We start from the raw sequence: 16,895 nt of genomic DNA on the forward strand, positions 1-16,895 counted from the left end.
AGCGTGCCCCAAAAGGGGCGAAAGCGATCTTTCCCCGATTTATCTAAGTTAAGTAACCCCACCTCCTACGCTAGTTGACTTGACGGGTGTCCAGAGGGCAGAGCCCTTGGGGCCCTCCCTTGGAAGGGAGGGTTTGGGAGGGATCAAAAATAAGATTTTAATAAAAGCTTTAAAAATGTTTCAATTGTTCTATGAAGGAGAGTTAAAGTTGGGAATTTTATTTAGCGATTTTTTTCAGCGAGCGCTTGCGGGCGGTCTTCTGATAGGCATTACAGCGCCGCTTATAGGCGTTTTTCTTGTGCTCAGACGTTTATCTATGATTGGGGATACGCTGGCTCATGTTACGATTGCCGGTGTGGCACTTGGTTTTTTGACAGGATTTTACCCGCTGGGAGCAGGTCTTATTTTTGCAGTGGTGGCTTCCTTCGCGATAGAGAAGCTGCGCAAGGCTTATAAGAGTTATGCAGAGCTCTCGATAGCCATAATTATGTCGGGCGGAGTGGCTTTAGCCTCACTCTTTTTCACTTTAGGAAAAGGTTATAATGCAGATGTTATGAGTTACTTGTTCGGTAGCATTTATACGCTAGACAATACCGATTTAATCGTAGTAGGGATCGTAACGATAGCAGTTGTAGTAGTAGTATCGCTGTTCTTTAAGGAGTTCTTCTTACTTAGCTTTGAAGAGGATGCTGCGAGTGTCAGCGGACTCCCAGTGAAGCTGCTTAACATGTTGATTACCATTCTGACGGCGCTTGTAATCAGTACTGCGATTAAAATTGTTGGATCTTTGCTAGTATCAGCTCTACTGACCATTCCTGTGGCCATCAGCTTATTGTTATCTCGAAGCTTTAAATCCTCGGTCATTCTATCCGTCATCATTTCGGAAATTGCTGTTGTAGGCGGACTAGTGGTTGCAGGAGTTTGGAATCTGGCCCCTGGTGCAACCATTGTGCTTTTACTCATATCACTATTAGTGTTGACTTTGATTGGTAAAAAGGGTTTGCCAGCATAAACAGCGAATAAAATATAGGGTATGCCCTGAAGTGACTCGAATGCTGGAAGGAGAGCCGCTACCTTGTCTAATATCAATGCAGGAATAGCCTTAGCAGCAGGGGTAGCATCGTTTATATCACCTTGCTGCTTACCGCTTTATCCCTCTTATTTATCGTATATTACCGGATTATCCGTTCAGCAATTGAAGTCAGGCAGCAATACCAAAGAGGTCCGTATACGCACAATAACCCATACATTGGCTTTTATTTTAGGTTTTTCAGCGGTTTTTTACACTTTGGGATTTGGTGCAGGACTATTTGGACAATTTTTTAATGGACAGCGTGATCTGATCCGGCAATTATCGGCGATTTTGATTATTGTGATGGGATTATTTTTGCTTGGGATCTTTCAGCCGCAATTTCTACTTCGCGAACGTAAGCTTGATTTAAAATGGAAGCCGGCGGGTTATGTGGGATCCTTTATTTTTGGGATCGGTTTTTCAGCGGGCTGGTCTCCATGTATTGGACCGATTTTGACTGCGATTATCGCACTTTCTGCAAGTGAGCCTGGCACGTGGTTTACGTTAATTACGGCTTATAGCATAGGGTTCGCATTGCCATTCTTTGTCTTAGCCTTCTTTCTTGGAGGAGCCAGACGTATCCTTAAATATTCAAATGTGCTGATGAAGATTGGTGGCGTTCTCATGGTATTTATGGGCGTTCTGCTCTTTACAGATCAAATGTTTCGGATCACAGTTTGGCTACAGGGAATCACACCAGATTGGCTCATTTTTTAAGTGAAATAATCAATTCCTGCTTCTGGAAAATGTTCGAATATCCGCTCTGTGATAAACTCTCGCAGGGCGGTTTGCTGTTCATCTGGATAGACATATTTATTTTGTCCCCAGCGTCCCCATTTTTTCTTACGCTTCTCCATGTCCATTTCTAGCTTGGATTTGGGGTAGCGCTTCTCTATAACCGTCTTAGCGGTTTTGGTGAATCGATGCTGAATCATTTCGAAGGTTAATCCTTTTCCGACTTCAGGGGGGAGGGTCTGGGCTAACTTGGCCAGTAGCTCAGCATAACCTTCTTGCCAGCCGTCATACCAAATAATTGGAGCAATGATAAAGCCAAGTGGATAACCCGCCCGTGCTACCTTTCCAGCGGCTTCAATACGCTCCTCAAAGCGGGAGGTGGCAGGCTCGAAATTTTTGATTACATAATCTGCGTTGACGCTGAAGCGAACTCGGGTATGTCCGTTATGCTCCAAAGCAAGCAGTGGTTCAACATGTTGGTATTTGGTCACAAAGCGCAGACGGCCAAGGGGTTCTTTTGCCATAAATGTAATTAGTTCTGCCAGAGAGCCGGTAATATGCTCAAGTCCTAAAGGATCTGATGTGCAGGCAGCTTCAAAAGTGGTGATTTCTGGATTGCGCTCCTCAATATATTTTTTGGCAGCATCTATAATGTCACCTGTGTTTACATATACGCGAATGTAGGGCTTTGCTCCTAAGGTAGTCTGCAAATAGCAATAATGGCAGTGCCCCATACAGCCGGTGGCAATGGGAATAGCATAATCAGCCGATGGCTTGGATTGGTCAAATTTCAAAGTTTTGCGTAGGCCGACAACAAGCGTTCTTTTGGCAATTTTATATTGCTCGACCTCAGTTTCACCAGGGAAATTCATAATACGATTATGTGATGTGGTCATACGATATGGGATATTGTTAGCCTTTACCCATTCCATTATTTTTTCACCTTTAGGGTAATTTAAAGCATTCGGTTCAAAGAAAACAAGCTCTGGAAGAAAAAGTGCAGTAGGTTTTCTGGGTCTTTTTACAGTAGAGGGCTCTGGAGTCACTATAGTCATAAATTCACGCTCCTTTTGAATGACGAGTATGTTTATTATGTCTAACTCAGCCCCAATAGAAGCATGGTAAACATGTGCAACTCATCTGTAAGTTCCTTTGAAGGACTTGCCAAGGTGCGTTAGAAACATGTATCATTGTTAGAGCAAGGTTTGGCCCGGCGCCATGCTCATTATAGAAAAGAGGTAAAGTTTAATGCCAACACCCAGCATGGAGGATTATTTGGAGCGCATATACAAGCTCATAGATGAGAAAGGTTATGCGCGGGTCTCAGATATTGCCGAGGGACTGGAAGTACACCCCTCCTCTGTGACCAAGATGATCCAAAAACTGGATAAGGACGAATATCTCATCTATGAGAAATATCGTGGGCTTGTCCTAACCAACAAAGGGAAAAAAGTAGGAAAACGTCTGGTTGATCGTCATCAACTATTGGAGGAATTCCTCGGATTGATCGGAGTACAGCAGGAATACATTTATAATGATGTTGAAGGAATCGAGCACCACTTAAGTTGGGATTCGATTACGCGTATTGAAACATTGGTAGAATATTTCCGCCGCGATGAAGAACGTGTACAGACTTTATATGCGATTCACAACGAACTGACAAGCGATTCTTGAAATGTTTTTCCCGAAACGGATACTGTCCTAAAAGTTATGCGCAGCAAGGCTTTCGTGAGCATAATCAGTGGATAGTATAGCCGTTTCTATTTTGTTTAGTGCAACCTTTCCCAGTTTTTAGCGTCAAAACGGATACAGTCCTTTTAAAAATATAAGAGAGTATGAGTTTTATTCGGTACTTCTTATATTTTTTGCAGAAACAGAGACCACCTTCTTAGAAGGAGGCATTCTCTCATCTGCTTGAAGGATTTATCCGTTTTTTCTTATTTTTTGGGTACATATTTTTTAGATTTGGGGAGGAATTATGAATTATCGTAAATGGATGTTGAGCTTGTTAGTACTTATGTTGTTTCTGCCTTTATGGTCTCCTGGTGTACGCGCGGCAGCGGTGCAAATTACGATTGAACTGGATGGAGAGGCGCTGGTTAGTGATGTGCCTCCGTATATCACAACTTCCAATGTGACGATGGTGCCAATTAGTGTGATCAGTAAAGGATTAAATGCCGGCGTAGTATGGAATCAAAATAGTAAGACTGTAACGATCACTCAAGGAGATACGATTCTCAAGTTAACCAGTGGCCTGAAAAATGCATGGGTAAACGATACTTCGGTAGCGCTGGATACATCCGTGCAGATTAAGCAGGGGCGGGTAATGGTACCCATTCGTTTTGTAAGTGAGCAATTGGGACTGCAGGTGTTATGGGATCAGATTAATAAGCATATTTCCTTGATCTCCAACACTGAACCACCACAATCTGTCGATCCAGAAACACCAACGACACCAACGACACCAACGACACCAACAGTGCCAACGATACCGACTATCCCTGGTGGATCGACTAGTAAGGAGATGAAGGGGGCTTGGATCTCTACCGTATTCAACCTGGACTGGCCTTCAACGTCTTCGGCAGGAAATGAAGCGAAACAAAAGCAGGAGTTTGATAATTTGTTAGACAAGCTAAAGGCTGTTGGCTTTAATGCTGTATTTGTTCAGGTTAGACCTTCAGCAGATAGTCTATATCCATCGACTTTAGTTCCTTGGTCTAAGGTATTGACGGGTACACAAGGGAAGAATCCTGGATATGATCCTCTAAGCTATATGGTCAGTGCTGCGCATTCCCGCGGCATGCAGTTTCATGCTTGGTTCAACCCATTCCGTGCAACGACGGATGCTTCCACCTCAGCGTTAGCAAGTAACCATGTGGCAAAAGAACATCCAGAATGGATTGTGAATGCCGATGGTAAGAAATACATTAATCCAGGTATTCCGGAGGCTCGTGAGCATATCATCGACACGGTGATGGAAGTCGTTAAAGGTTACGATATCGATGGTGTTCATTTGGATGATTACTTTTATCCTTCAAATGTTACTTTTGCTGATGATGCTGCTTATTCTACCTATAATTCGAAAAAGCTTTCTAAAGCTGATTGGCGTCGAGATAATATTAATGAATTTGTCCGTCAGTTGGGAGAACAGATTCATAAGGTGAAGCCAAAGGCTTCTTATGGAATCAGTCCTTTTGGAGTATGGCGAAATATTAAAAATGATAGTACAGGTTCGGACACGACTGCAGGGGTATCTGCTTATGACAGCATGTATGCGGATGTTCGGACATGGATTAAGCAGGGCTGGATTGATTATGTCGCTCCGCAAATTTATTGGAGTTTGTCCTTTAGCACAGCTCGTTATGACAAGTTAGTAGATTGGTGGGTAAAAGAAGTCGAGAATACGAATGTTAAACTCTACATCGGGTTAGCTGGTTATAAGGTCGGAGCCAGTGATCAAAAGGCTGAATGGCAAAGTGGAGATCAAATTATTAATCAGCTCAAATATAATGAGAAGTACGAAGAGGTTGCAGGTAGTATTATGTTTAGAGCGAATGACGTCGTAGTCCGCAATCCGTTCGGATTGTCGAGCTTACTGACCTTTTATTTTAAATCCTAATAGTTTAGCTGTTATTCATAAGGAGTCATGAATGTTCCCCCGTGCTCATAGATAAGCAATAGAATCTATGAGAACGGGGGATTTTTGTGTATGGAGATTAACGCTGTATTTGAAGGAGGAGGCGTAAAGGGGATTTCTCTTGCGGGAGCAGTTGAAGCTACAGAAAGGGCAGGCTGGACTTTTAAAAGGGTAGCAGGAACGTCCTCAGGTTCGATTGTAGCCACTTTACTAGCAGCGGGCTATGAAGGGGAGGAAATGTGTCGGATAATTCAAGGAACATCCTTTTCATCGTTTCTGAAGCGAGGTCCCATTTATAATACGGCTATCGTTGGCCCTGCGCTGCGAGTGTTATTGAAGAAAGGATTATATTCTGGGGAAGCCTTGGAGTCCTGGATAAGAGCATTATTACTAAAAAAGGGGATCATCACCTTCCGTGATCTGCCTGCCGGTAAATTATCTATCATCGCATCCGATATCACAAATGGAAGGATATTGGTCTTGCCAGATGGCTTGGAGCAGTATGGGATCTCTCCGGAGCATTTTGAAGTGGCCAAGGCAGTACGAATGAGCTGCAGCATTCCTTATTTTTTTGATCCTGTGAGGTTAAGACTAAACGGGCAGGCAGCAAGAGGGAAATCCTTTGCCGAGCAGTTTGTGTATGTTGTAGATGGTGGGCTCTTGAGTAACTTTCCTTTGTGGCTATTTGACAGCAAGAATAATGGGAGCAAACAACCTGGGAGCAGAATTCCTACGGTAGGTTATCAAACGGTAGGTAAGACCGATCCACAGCCGCATACAATTAGAGGACCATTCAGTATGCTCCAAGCTATGGTAACCACCATGCTCTCTGCTCATGATGAGAAGTTTATTGAAGGGGATAAATTTGTTCGTACGGTAAAAATTCCTACGCTTGGGATTGGGACGACTCAATTTGAAATTACAAAAGCGCAAAGCGATGAAATGTATGCTGCTGGACTTAAAGCAGGAGAAGATTTCTTTAAGGAGTGGCGACCAAGATAACGAGCGAGGTATCCATATGAGAAAAAAGCATCCCACACGTTACTTAAAACGTGGAGATGCTTTTTGGAGTTCTTATGAAGTTAGTGATACTTCGGAAGCTGATCGTCATTTTTCCCTTTACTTCCTTCGATCACTTGGAAAGGATAGCTTTTGCGTTTGCCTGGTGCAGCTTGAGTCTTACGAATTCCTGCTACCTTTGACATGGTCTTCTGGGAAGGCTTCACTTTAACCTTAGATCCACTGCTGCTACGAGCGTATTTGCCTGGTCCCATTTTTTTGTAAGCATAATAAATAATTGCTAACAGTACTAGGGGGAGAATCAGCTTCGACAGCGTAAAGAAGGGCTCAGTCAAGACTCCAATCACAAAACCGAAAATCGCAAGCGTAACCGTAATCCAAAAAATTAAAGCATGCCTGATCATAGATCACTCATCCTTTCGCAGGATCCAATATGCCGCCTGACACACTTGCCTCCGAATATCCTCTTGCTTCAATCGCAGCATCAAGCTCACGCATACGGTTAAAAGAGGCAATAGATACTTCTACCTGATCGTCTTTTGGCTCTTTGGTTGTAAGGAGTTGCAGCCACAATCCAGGGTAACCCAGATATTTAAGGCCTGGTACTTCTCTTACCGCATTGGTTCCCTTTAGAACTTCGAACGATACACCAATTACGACTGGCAACAAGATAATCCGCTGGATCACTCGTTCCCAAAGATTATCCCATGGGACTACGGAGTAAATGATCACACCGAGGATAATCGTCAGCATCATAAAGCTACTTCCACAGCGGTAATGCAGACGGCTGTATTTCTGAACGTTCTGAACAGTCAGTTCTTCGCCTGCTTCAAAAGCGCTGATGACTTTATGTTCGGCGCCGTGATACTGGAACAGTCGCTTGATCACAGGTGTTTGAGAAATCGCCCATAAATAGACCAGCAAGAGAATCATTTTGATGCCGCCTTCTATGAGGTTGTGCAGTACGTAGTTATCAAATACATTTTTAAATAAAAAATCCTCTACAAATACCGGAACAAGCGTAAAAATGAGCTTTCCGAACAAGAAGGAGAGAATACCCATTACAGCAACCCCAAAAATCATTCCAAGGCTCCAGCCCTCATCCTTTTTCTTCGGCTTCGCTTTTTCCTTCTCGATATCTTCCGGTTCCAATTCATCTTCAGCGTAGGATTCGGCTGAATAATTCAAGTGCTTAGAGCCTTTAGCGCTGGCATCTATTATACTGACAAGGCCGCGAAGCAGCGGAATCTTGCGCAGTTTCGTGACCCAGCTCTTATCGCTTTTGGGTACTTCTAAAAATGTGATTTCCTGATTCTTGCGTCGCACGGCTGTTACATTGATATGCTTACCGCCGAACATGACGCCTTCAATGACGGCTTGGCCGCCGTAACTGGGAGTTTCCTGGGACAACCAATTCACCTTCTCGTATTTAATATGATTTATATAATACATTGTAACTAATTTTTGAAGACATTACTAGTTGGATCGCCTTTTGCTGTACATACTATCTTCTAGAGAGAACGAGAGATAAATCGGCATTAAAAATAAAGAAAGCGAGGCCATTTCATGAGCAAATCTCATCAACAACAATCGGGGCATACAAATATTTGGCTTTTTGCACTCGAATTAGGTTTTTTTGCAGGATTAATTTGGGGTGGGCTTCATTGGCTAGTCTATTGGTTCAGTTTTACCAAAGTAAGCCCTGGCTTTATCGCAGAGCCTTTTTTCAGGCATGCGTTTTTGACAACAGCATTTGGACATTTCGTGGGATATATGATGTTTATTGTATTTTCGGTCATCGCCTCCATGCTGTATGTACTGCTTCTCCGTAAGCTGAAGGGACCTTGGCCAGGCCTGGTCTACGGCGTTTTATGGTGGGCGATTATATTTATTCCCGGCTCGCAGATGTTTCTTATGCAGCCCCCATTCAAGCTGCCGTGGAACTCTGTCATTAGTGAGTTCTGCATTTTTCTGCTATGGGGAATGTTCATTGGATATACAGCAGCGATCGAGTATACGGACGAACGGAAGCGTGAGCAAAGTACAGCGCTTGCCTAACGGCGCGAAAAAACTTCTCAAGGGGATATCCCTATGTTAAAATACAATGTGGCTATTTCGAGAGGAGAATGAAAATGGGTAACAAGCGTGTCTCCAAGCTGCGTAAGGTTTTGCAGGATCAAGGATTGGATGCAATGTTGATAACTAGCGGTTATAACCGCCGCTATTTAAGTGGATTTACCGGATCGTCCGGTTATGTACTGGTGACAAGTGATGATTGTTATCTGCTGACTGACTTCAGGTATATGACACAGGCCGCGGACCAAGCAATGGGGGTTAAAGTTGTAGAACATACAACTAAGTTCATTGATACAGTTCGCGAGCTTCTGCCTTCTGGTAAAGAGATACGTATCGGTTTCGAACAGGATGATGTTTCATTCAGCGCGTACACCTCATATGCAGAAGCACTTAAGCCGGCAGTGTTAGTTCCAATTTCCAAAGCTGTGGAAGACCTTCGTATGTTCAAGGATGAGGAAGAGCTTGCCGTTATGCAACGTGCAGCAGATCTGGCCGATGCTACATTCAGTCATATTCTGAATGTGATCAAGCCGGGCATGACTGAGCGCGATGTTGATTTGGAAATGGAATTTTATATGCGTACCCATGGTGCAACTTCTTCATCGTTTGATACGATTGTTGCTTCAGGTGAACGCTCGTCCATGCCACACGGCGTAGCAAGTAGCCGTGTAATTCAAGGCAATGAATTCATTACCCTTGATTTCGGTGCATTACTTGATGGCTATTGCTCAGATGTGACAAGAACCATCGCACTCGGAGCACCGGATCCGAAGTTGAAAGAGATCTATGATATTGTGCTGGAAGCTCAGCTACATACTTTAGCACATATCAAGCCGGGTATGACTGGACGGGAATGTGATGCCTTGGCACGTGATATCATTGCTAGCTACGGATATGGTGAACAATTTGGACACAGCACAGGCCATGGACTTGGAATGGAAGTTCATGAGTGGCCGCGTTTGTCCAAACTTAGCGACGATATTATGCAGCCGGGGATGGTCGTAACTGTGGAGCCTGGTATTTATTTGCCGGGAATTGGCGGAGTACGTATTGAAGACGACATTGTGATCACGGAGAGCGGAATGTCACTGCTGACTCATTCGTCTAAAGAATATACAGTACTGTAAGTAAGTGTGATGTATTAGATTGATTATAAATTTTGGAGGGATTTTTAGTGATTTCAGTAAATGATTTTAAAACAGGTTTGACCGTAGAGGTAGAGGGAGATATTTTTACCGTTATTGATTTCCAACACGTTAAGCCAGGTAAAGGCGCAGCATTTGTTCGTTCCAAGCTTAAGAACTTGCGTAACGGTAATACAGTAGAGCGTACATTCCGTGCAGGTGAAACGATTGGCCGTGCTATTATCGAAAACCGTGGTGTACAATATCTCTATGCCAGTGGATCGGACCACGTATTCATGGATAACGAAACTTATGACCAATTCGAATTGTCCGAAAAGCAATTGGAATGGGAATTGAATTTCCTTAAAGAGAACATGACTGTAAACATCGTTAGTTACAAAGGTGAGATTCTTGGGATCAACCTTCCTACCAGCGTAGAGTTGAAGGTTGTTGAAACTGAACCTGGCGTTAAAGGAAACACGGCTCAAGGTGCTACGAAATCGGCCAAGCTTGAAACCGGACATAGTGTTCAGGTTCCATTGTTCATCAACGAAGAAGACATCTTGCTGGTTGATACTCGTGAAGGTAAATATATCTCCCGCGCGTAGGAAACAGACCAATAACCTAGATATTACCAGAAGAGCCTCCCCGTTTATACGGTGGAGGTTTTTTTATGAACAGTAACGGATAAAGATGCAATGGAAACCTACATTAAAATACTGGAAGTTGAGTAAAATAAGCACAGCTGAAGGGCAGATGCTGACCTTATCTTTTTTTTCACAGCGGGGAAATTTAATAAATTTTTTATGAAACCATTAACGCAAGGCACTGTTTTCGTATTATACTGATTTAAAGCGGGAAACCGATTAGAAGCAACTACATAGACCGATATGGGGAGTGAATGGGACTTTGTCACTTTATGTTATGAAATTCGGAGGCAGCTCCGTCGGCGACACTGAACGAATGAAACGCGTCGCTAAGCGCATCGCAGACAAGCAAGATGAGGGACATCGCTGCGTTGTGGTTGTATCTGCAATGGGGGATACAACAGATGATTTGATCGATACGGCGAAGCAACTAAACGGGCAGCCGCCCGCACGTGAAATGGATATGTTGATGACGACAGGTGAACAAATCTCCGTCGCTTTATTGTCCATTGCCCTACATGGGATCGGGCGGAATGCAGTTTCTTATACAGGATGGCAGGCTGGATTCCGAACAGACGAAACTCACGGCAGAGCTCGTATCAATGAAATTGACCCGCGTCGTGTATTAGCGTCTTTGGAGCGTGAACAGATCGTGATCGTTGCAGGCTTTCAGGGAATGACTGTGGACGGTGAGATCACCACATTAGGCCGCGGTGGTTCGGACACTACAGCTGTAGCATTGGCTGCTGCTATTCAAGCAGATGTATGCGAGATCTATACCGATGTAGATGGTATCTACTCCACAGACCCACGTATCGTGAAGACGGCACGTAAGCTGAAGGAAATCTCTTACGATGAAATGCTGGAGCTTGCCAATCTGGGAGCAGCTGTATTACATCCACGTGCAGTGGAGTACGCTAAGCGTCATCAAGTTAAGCTGGTCGTTAGATCGAGCTTTAATCATAATGAAGGTACTGTTGTGAAGGAGGAAACAAGCATGGAGCAGGGAATCGTAGTTAGTGGTATTGCATTTGATAAGAATGTAGCACGTGTCAGTATTCTTGGAGTTCCTGATGTACCAGGTGTACTCGCTCAGGTCTTCGGCAAGCTTGCTGAAGAGGGCGTTAACGTAGATATTATCGTACAAAGTGGTGTACAGAATGAGCAGGCTGACTTCTCATTTACAGTTTCTCTTGATGAGCTGGATCGGGCGAAGGAAGTTATTAAAGAAATTCATAAAACTTTGCCTTATCGTGAAGTTACCTCCGAGGATAACCTGGTGAAGGTATCCATCGTTGGTGCTGGTATGGTCAGCCATCCAGGGGTAGCGGCTCAAATGTTTGATGTACTCTCCCAAGAGGGTGTAAGCATCAAGATGGTCAGCACTTCTGAGATCAAAGTATCTTGCGTTATTGAATCAGGCAATTTGCCATCAATCATACAGGCGCTTCATACCGCCTACAATCTCGATACAACAGAGCAGGCTTTCGTCGGAGGTCCTAAAGATCGCCGATAAGAGCTGCTGAGTAAACAAAGAGGGATGCCTTACAGCCAAGCGGCTGCGGGGCATCCCTTTTCATATATATAACAGCAAGGGAGGTAGGTCCCTGAATTTATCCTAATCGTTTGAACCGGCCCTGAATCTCTACAGTCTCCACAACATTGACGAAGGAGCTTGGGTCTGCTTCAAGAATAGTTCTCCGCAGATTTGCAAGTTCATACCGAGTCGTTACTGTCATTAGCATGGTATTTCCCTCATGACTGTATCCACCCTCTGCATTGACGACAGTGATGCCATGAGGTAACTCTCTGAGACGGGTCAGCATCATCTCCCGTTCTTTGGTAACGATAAAGCAGGTCAGCTTCACATGGCGAATATGGATCATATCGACTACTCTACTCTTTACAAAAATGCAGAGCATAGCGTATAAGGCGGAATCCCAGCTTTTAAAGAAGCCTAAACTCAGAATAACTAATCCATCCATTAAGAACATGACATTCCCCATGGGAATATCCCGTTTACGTGAAATAATCGAGCCTAATATATCAAATCCCCCAGAAGAGCCCCCAGTACGGAGAGAAAAACCAACGCCCCCAGCAATAATTACTCCGCCGAAAATACTTGCAAGAATGGGGTCCTTGGTCATTTGCACCTCAGGAATAATGGTAATGAACCAGGTGGTGGCCACGACGGAAAGCAAGCTTAGTAAGATGTACTTTTTCCCCACTGCAATAAATCCCCAGACAATTAAAGGAAGGTTTATTACAAAATAAAGCTTAGAAATGTACTTCGGATCCGTTAAATAACCGACGACTGAAGCCACCCCTGCTACCCCACCGCTCAGAAGCTGATGAGGAATTAGAAACAATCGCATCCCGCTTGCAATTAAAAAGGCTGAAAAAATAATGATAGCTACTTCCTTGAGTGGTCTGACTACGGTCCGCATGTTTTGCGGTAACCCGTAACTTCGAACTTGCATGACACAAATCCCCTCTTTTTCTTATGTCTTTATAGTCTGCTCTTTTTGAAAATATAAACCCACTATATTTCCAATTAACAAGGATACCACAGATGGAAGTGTTCGTAAAAAATAATTTTATCGTACTGATTATATTTATTTATATAGGTGTGTACTATGAACTCTTTCACAGTTGGACTTGCAATTCTGTCATTTCTCCTTGTCTAAAGTGAGTAATTATCGCATATCCATGGATAAGAGAAGGACAAACAAGCCCTGAATATCATTCTGTGTGAAATAGTAAAAGTTAGGAGTGGAGTGGATTGGACAAGTATGTAAGCTGGATGGCGACTCTTCGGCTGTTCTCGGGTAGTGCGGAGATTATAGCTGCACTGATTATGCTGCGGTTGAATCAGGTAGACAAGGCGCTTGCAGTCAATTCTGGACTAGCTTTGGTAGGCCCGACGATCTTGATATTGACGACAGCGATCGGACTTACAGGGATGGCTCAGCAGTTGTCCTGGAGCAAACTGGGCTGGGTCGGTTGCGGTGTAGCCTTTCTCTTAATCGGGATTCTAAAAAAATGATAGATGATAGGCATATTGAGCGCGTACAAGCATAAATATGGAATAAAGCAATTAGATAGAGGACAACTTGGGGGTACTTTGTATGGCAGATGATTGGTTGCAATTGTTTCCTGAAAAAGTAAGAGCACTATTAAAGTGCCTTCCCCTTCCGCTACTTGGAATGGTGGAAGAGATTCGGGTCCGTGAAGGTCGTCCGCTGGAGATTAATTATTCAGGTAAATATCACTTTCTTAGAGCAAATGGCAGCGTAACGCAAAGGCCGGAAGAAGCCTATAGGCCGGATCGGGAGGACACTCATAGACTGCTAGATCTGATCAGCAACCATTCACTGTATACGATGGAAGAAGAGCTGAGAAAGGGATTTATTACGATTCCTGGCGGCCATCGAATAGGACTTGCTGGTCGGACGGTGCTGAGTGGTGGTGGTGTGGAGCATCTACGCGACATTACAAGCTTCAATGTCCGCATAGCCCGTGAGGTTCCTGGAGTCGCAGATAAAGTGCTACCTTATCTGCTGGACAAGGGACGGCAGCGAATGATGCATACCTTGATCCTCTCTCCTCCACAGCACGGGAAGACAACACTTCTTCGCGATATCGCAAGACAGATCTCCTTAGGAGATTTGGGGAAGCGTGAAGGCGGAAGACCCGGTTTGAAGGTGGGGATTGTCGATGAACGTTCTGAGATTGCCGGAAGCAGACGCGGGATTCCCGCCTTTGATGTTGGACCGCGCACAGATATCCTCGACGGCTGTCCCAAAGCTGAAGGCATGATGATGATGATTCGTTCCTTGTCACCGGATGTATTGATCGCTGATGAGATTGGTCGTCCTGAAGACGCTGAAGCAGTCACTGAAGCGCTGCATGCTGGAATATCAGTCGTTGCTTCGGCTCACGGTAAAGAAGTAATAGAACTGGCTCGTAGACCCGGGCTTGGCGGGCTATTGGAACAAAAGATGTTCGAAAGATACGTCATTCTGCATCGCTCAGAAGCAGGGCTCTCCTTTCGTGTTCTGGATGGACAGAAACGCGGATTACTTCTTATCTCACCCGGGGATCGATTAGGTGGTGATTTACATGCTTAAGCTATTCGGTGCCGTTCTGATTGTGCTGGCTGGTACGCTAGCAGGTCTCCAATTTGCAAAACAATATGCAGACAGGCCAAGACATATCAGAGGCTTGATAGCAGCGCTACAGCGGCTGGAAACAGAAATTATGTACGGCTTTACCCCATTGCCTGAAGCTATGCGGCGTATTGGGATTCAGTCTAAGGAACCGCTCAAAACGTTGTTTGTTAAAACAGCTGAGGAGATGAGCCCACCCCATGACCGAAGTGCCCAGGATGCCATCCAGAGGGCTATGGAATCGCATTGGAAGTCTACCGCATTGAAGGGGACAGAAAAAGAGATTCTCCGCCAGCTCAGTTGTACTCTCGGTACAAGCGATAGGTCAAATCAGAGCACTCATATCGCGTTAGCATTGCAGCAATTGAAGCAGGAGGAGTCGGTGGCCAGAGAGGATCAAGGCAAATATGAAAAATTGAGTAAAAGCCTGGGTCTGCTGCTTGGAGCATTGATCGTCATTTTGATCTTTTAGCGAGGTGCCAGGAATGAATATTGAAGTCAATGCGATTTTTCAAATTGCCGGCATTGGCATAATTATCGCCATGATACACACGGTGCTTAAACAGATGGGAAAAGAAGATTTCGCACATTGGGTTACCGTGATCGGGTTCGTCGTTGTGCTATTTATGGTTATTCGAATGCTGGACGGACTGTTGCAGGAAATAAAAACGATCTTTCTTTTTCAATAGGCGTGCTATGGAGATCATTCAAGTTGTTGGAATAGGGCTGATATCGACCATATTGATTCTCGTGCTGAAGGAACAAAAACCGATGTTTGCCTTTCTCCTCGCTACTGCCACAGGGATTCTGATCTTCCTGTTTCTAATCGGTAAGATTGGAATGATACTTTCCACACTGGAGCGGGTGGCAGAGTCATCGGGGATGGAAATGATCTATTTGAAGACCGTGTTCAAAATCATCGGAATTTCATATATCGCTGAATTTGGAGCACAGATTGTGCGTGATGCAGGGCAGGAATCGATTGCTTCCAAAATAGAGCTCGCAGGAAAAGTCCTCATTATGGTACTAGCTGTACCTATTATCAGCATCATTATTGAAACGGTCATGAAGCTGCTACCTGCTTAAAGCAATTGAAGGAAGCTAAGCAACGATTAGGGAGGAGAAGTTATGCAAAAGTGCAGTGTTTTTCGTCCTCCAAAATTAAAAATAATACTGTTGCTGCTCCCATGCTTCTTCATTCTATGGTTTGCAGGTACAGCTCAGGTGGCCATAGCTTCTCCAGCGTCAGGATCGGGCGGTAATGCCTCCCCAGTAGACCAGTGGGTCAAGGGTCAGGTGAATAATCTGCCAACAGATAAGGTGGAGTCGTACTGGGATCAACTGATGAAGGATTACGGAGGTTTTTTTCCAGACGGTGCAACACCATCACTTATGGACATGCTGCTTCCAGGGGATAAGGGACTCAGCTTACAAGGTGTATTATCTGGGCTTCTTGGTTTTATGTGGCATGAGGTGTTGTACAACGGAAGGCTGCTGGTCACGATTGTCATGGTCAGTGTGCTCAGCATGATACTGGAGACGCTACAAACCGCTTTTGAGCGAAAAACGGTCAGCAAGGTGGCTTATACGCTCTGTTATATGGTAGTGCTCGTTATTGCCGTGAACAGCTTCAATATCGCTATAGGTTATGCGAAGGATGCTATCGACCGGATGATTGATTTTATGATGGCCATGATTCCCCTACTGTTCGCGTTACTAGCTTCCATGGGGAACATTGTTACCGTCTCGGTCACACATCCACTAATTGTTTTTATGATTCATACCGTTGGCACACTGATCCACACCATTGTCTTTCCACTATTATTCTTCTCGGCGGTGCTACATCTCGTAAGTGCATTGTCGGAGAAATACAAGCTGACCCAGTTGGCAAATCTGCTAAGAAATATCGGAGCTGGATTACTAGGAGTACTGCTCACTGTGTTCCTCGGTGTGATTTCAGTCAGGGGAATTACGAGTTCAGTGACAGATGGTGTTACGATCCGGGCCGCTAAATATATTACAGGCAACTTTGTTCCGGTCATCGGAAAAATGTTCGCAGATGCAACAGACACAGTGATCTCAGCTTCACTACTGGTGAAGAACGCTATTGGGCTATCCGGAGTGATCATCATTTTGTTCCTTTGCGCTTTTCCGGCGATCAAAATTCTGGTGCTTGCTCTGATCTACAATGTAGCTGCTGCTGTAATGCAGCCATTAGGAGAGACGCCGATTGTGGTCTGCCTCCAGACGATCGGAAAAAGCATGGTGTACGTATTCGCTGCTTTGGCAGCTGTATCGTTAATGTTTTTTATGGCCGTCACGATCATGCTAACCGCTGGCAATTTAACCGTCATGATGAGGTGAGCTTGATTAGGCTTGCGTAGCGAGTTTTGCAAGAAGGAATTCTCTGATGGC

General features: G+C 44.5%; 19 protein-coding genes. 15 read left to right on the top strand and 4 right to left on the bottom strand.

Going from position 1 to position 16,895, the window contains the following annotated elements; translation table 11 throughout:
- The first annotated feature begins 208 nt into the window (after positions 1–208).
- Together ACWNM1_RS14875 and ACWNM1_RS14880 are read left to right on the top strand one after the other, a co-directional pair.
- Positions 209–1,012 (top strand): metal ABC transporter permease, encoded by an 804-nt coding sequence (locus ACWNM1_RS14875; RefSeq protein WP_449601537.1) that lies wholly within the window; start codon positions 209–211, stop codon positions 1,010–1,012.
- A gap of 63 nt (positions 1,013–1,075) precedes the next feature.
- Positions 1,076–1,789: a cytochrome c biogenesis CcdA family protein gene (locus ACWNM1_RS14880; protein ID WP_042129852.1), complete on the top strand. Its 714-nt coding sequence runs from the start codon at positions 1,076–1,078 to the stop codon at positions 1,787–1,789.
- Here the strand turns inward: ACWNM1_RS14880 and splB are convergent.
- On the bottom strand, positions 1,786–2,862 hold the full coding sequence (gene splB / locus ACWNM1_RS14885; RefSeq protein WP_339242876.1) for a spore photoproduct lyase: 1,077 nt from the start codon (positions 2,860–2,862) through the stop codon (positions 1,786–1,788). The two genes, ACWNM1_RS14880 and splB, sit on opposite strands and share 4 nt — an antisense overlap.
- 193 nt (positions 2,863–3,055) lie before the next feature.
- Here splB and mntR point away from each other — a divergent pair, with 193 nt between their 5' ends.
- From mntR to ACWNM1_RS14900, 3 genes are all read left to right on the top strand, one after another.
- Positions 3,056–3,481 carry a transcriptional regulator MntR gene (mntR, locus tag ACWNM1_RS14890; protein WP_042190488.1) on the top strand — a complete coding sequence of 142 codons (426 nt, stop codon included), beginning with the start codon at positions 3,056–3,058 and terminating at the stop codon, positions 3,479–3,481.
- A 304-nt stretch (positions 3,482–3,785) separates the two neighbouring features.
- Positions 3,786–5,426, top strand: coding sequence for a family 10 glycosylhydrolase (locus tag ACWNM1_RS14895; RefSeq protein ID WP_449601538.1), 1,641 nt, complete (start codon positions 3,786–3,788; stop codon positions 5,424–5,426).
- A 90-nt stretch (positions 5,427–5,516) separates the two neighbouring features.
- Entirely contained in the window at positions 5,517–6,446 is a 930-nt protein-coding gene (locus tag ACWNM1_RS14900) for a patatin-like phospholipase family protein (RefSeq protein ID WP_449601539.1), read from the top strand.
- Positions 6,447–6,526: 80 nt separating this feature from the next.
- On the opposite strand, the gene ACWNM1_RS14905 is transcribed toward ACWNM1_RS14900, so the two are convergent.
- Together ACWNM1_RS14905 and ACWNM1_RS14910 are read right to left on the bottom strand one after the other, a co-directional pair.
- Entirely contained in the window at positions 6,527–6,868 is a 342-nt protein-coding gene (locus tag ACWNM1_RS14905; RefSeq protein WP_042190481.1) for a hypothetical protein, read from the bottom strand.
- A 7-nt stretch (positions 6,869–6,875) separates the two neighbouring features.
- Positions 6,876–7,823 (bottom strand): DUF1385 domain-containing protein, encoded by a 948-nt coding sequence (locus tag ACWNM1_RS14910; RefSeq protein WP_371916578.1) that lies wholly within the window; start codon positions 7,821–7,823, stop codon positions 6,876–6,878.
- A gap of 207 nt (positions 7,824–8,030) precedes the next feature.
- Between ACWNM1_RS14910 and ACWNM1_RS14915 the strand changes: the two genes are divergently transcribed.
- From ACWNM1_RS14915 to ACWNM1_RS14930, 4 genes are all read left to right on the top strand, one after another.
- Positions 8,031–8,522, top strand: a complete 492-nt coding sequence (locus tag ACWNM1_RS14915; RefSeq protein WP_449601540.1) for a YqhR family membrane protein — start codon at positions 8,031–8,033, stop codon at positions 8,520–8,522.
- A 74-nt stretch (positions 8,523–8,596) separates the two neighbouring features.
- Positions 8,597–9,667, top strand: coding sequence for a M24 family metallopeptidase (locus tag ACWNM1_RS14920; RefSeq protein WP_449601541.1), 1,071 nt, complete (start codon positions 8,597–8,599; stop codon positions 9,665–9,667).
- Between the two features lie 47 nt (positions 9,668–9,714).
- Complete coding sequence (gene efp, locus ACWNM1_RS14925) at positions 9,715–10,272, top strand: elongation factor P (RefSeq protein WP_042190473.1); 558 nt, start codon at positions 9,715–9,717, stop codon at positions 10,270–10,272.
- A gap of 301 nt (positions 10,273–10,573) precedes the next feature.
- Entirely contained in the window at positions 10,574–11,827 is a 1,254-nt protein-coding gene (locus tag ACWNM1_RS14930; protein ID WP_042190470.1) for an aspartate kinase, read from the top strand.
- Between the two features lie 97 nt (positions 11,828–11,924).
- Here ACWNM1_RS14930 and ACWNM1_RS14935 read toward each other — a convergent pair whose 3' ends face one another.
- Positions 11,925–12,791, bottom strand: coding sequence for a YitT family protein (locus tag ACWNM1_RS14935; RefSeq protein WP_449601543.1), 867 nt, complete (start codon positions 12,789–12,791; stop codon positions 11,925–11,927).
- Positions 12,792–13,093: 302 nt separating this feature from the next.
- Between ACWNM1_RS14935 and ACWNM1_RS14940 the strand changes: the two genes are divergently transcribed.
- The 6 genes from ACWNM1_RS14940 to spoIIIAE all read left to right on the top strand — a co-directional run bounded on the left by ACWNM1_RS14940 (position 13,094) and on the right by spoIIIAE (position 16,844).
- Positions 13,094–13,357: a YqhV family protein gene (locus ACWNM1_RS14940; RefSeq protein WP_371915730.1), complete on the top strand. Its 264-nt coding sequence runs from the start codon at positions 13,094–13,096 to the stop codon at positions 13,355–13,357.
- Positions 13,358–13,439: 82 nt separating this feature from the next.
- The gene (gene spoIIIAA / locus ACWNM1_RS14945) at positions 13,440–14,441 is read left to right on the top strand and encodes a stage III sporulation protein AA (RefSeq protein WP_076284476.1); all 1,002 of its coding nucleotides are present in this window, start codon (positions 13,440–13,442) and stop codon (positions 14,439–14,441) included.
- Entirely contained in the window at positions 14,434–14,952 is a 519-nt protein-coding gene (gene spoIIIAB / locus ACWNM1_RS14950; protein ID WP_094874069.1) for a stage III sporulation protein SpoIIIAB, read from the top strand. Before spoIIIAA ends, spoIIIAB begins: the two co-directional genes overlap by 8 nt.
- 13 nt (positions 14,953–14,965) lie before the next feature.
- On the top strand, positions 14,966–15,169 hold the full coding sequence (gene spoIIIAC / locus ACWNM1_RS14955) for a stage III sporulation protein AC (RefSeq protein WP_036682849.1): 204 nt from the start codon (positions 14,966–14,968) through the stop codon (positions 15,167–15,169).
- A gap of 7 nt (positions 15,170–15,176) precedes the next feature.
- A complete protein-coding gene (gene spoIIIAD, locus ACWNM1_RS14960) occupies positions 15,177–15,566 on the top strand; it encodes a stage III sporulation protein AD (RefSeq protein ID WP_042129828.1) in 390 nt (129 codons plus the stop codon).
- A gap of 42 nt (positions 15,567–15,608) precedes the next feature.
- Positions 15,609–16,844 carry a stage III sporulation protein AE gene (gene spoIIIAE / locus ACWNM1_RS14965; RefSeq protein ID WP_341059966.1) on the top strand — a complete coding sequence of 412 codons (1,236 nt, stop codon included), beginning with the start codon at positions 15,609–15,611 and terminating at the stop codon, positions 16,842–16,844.
- The last annotated feature ends 51 nt before the right edge of the window (positions 16,845–16,895 follow it).

This window comes from Paenibacillus sp. Marseille-Q9583 (assembly GCF_976954365.1).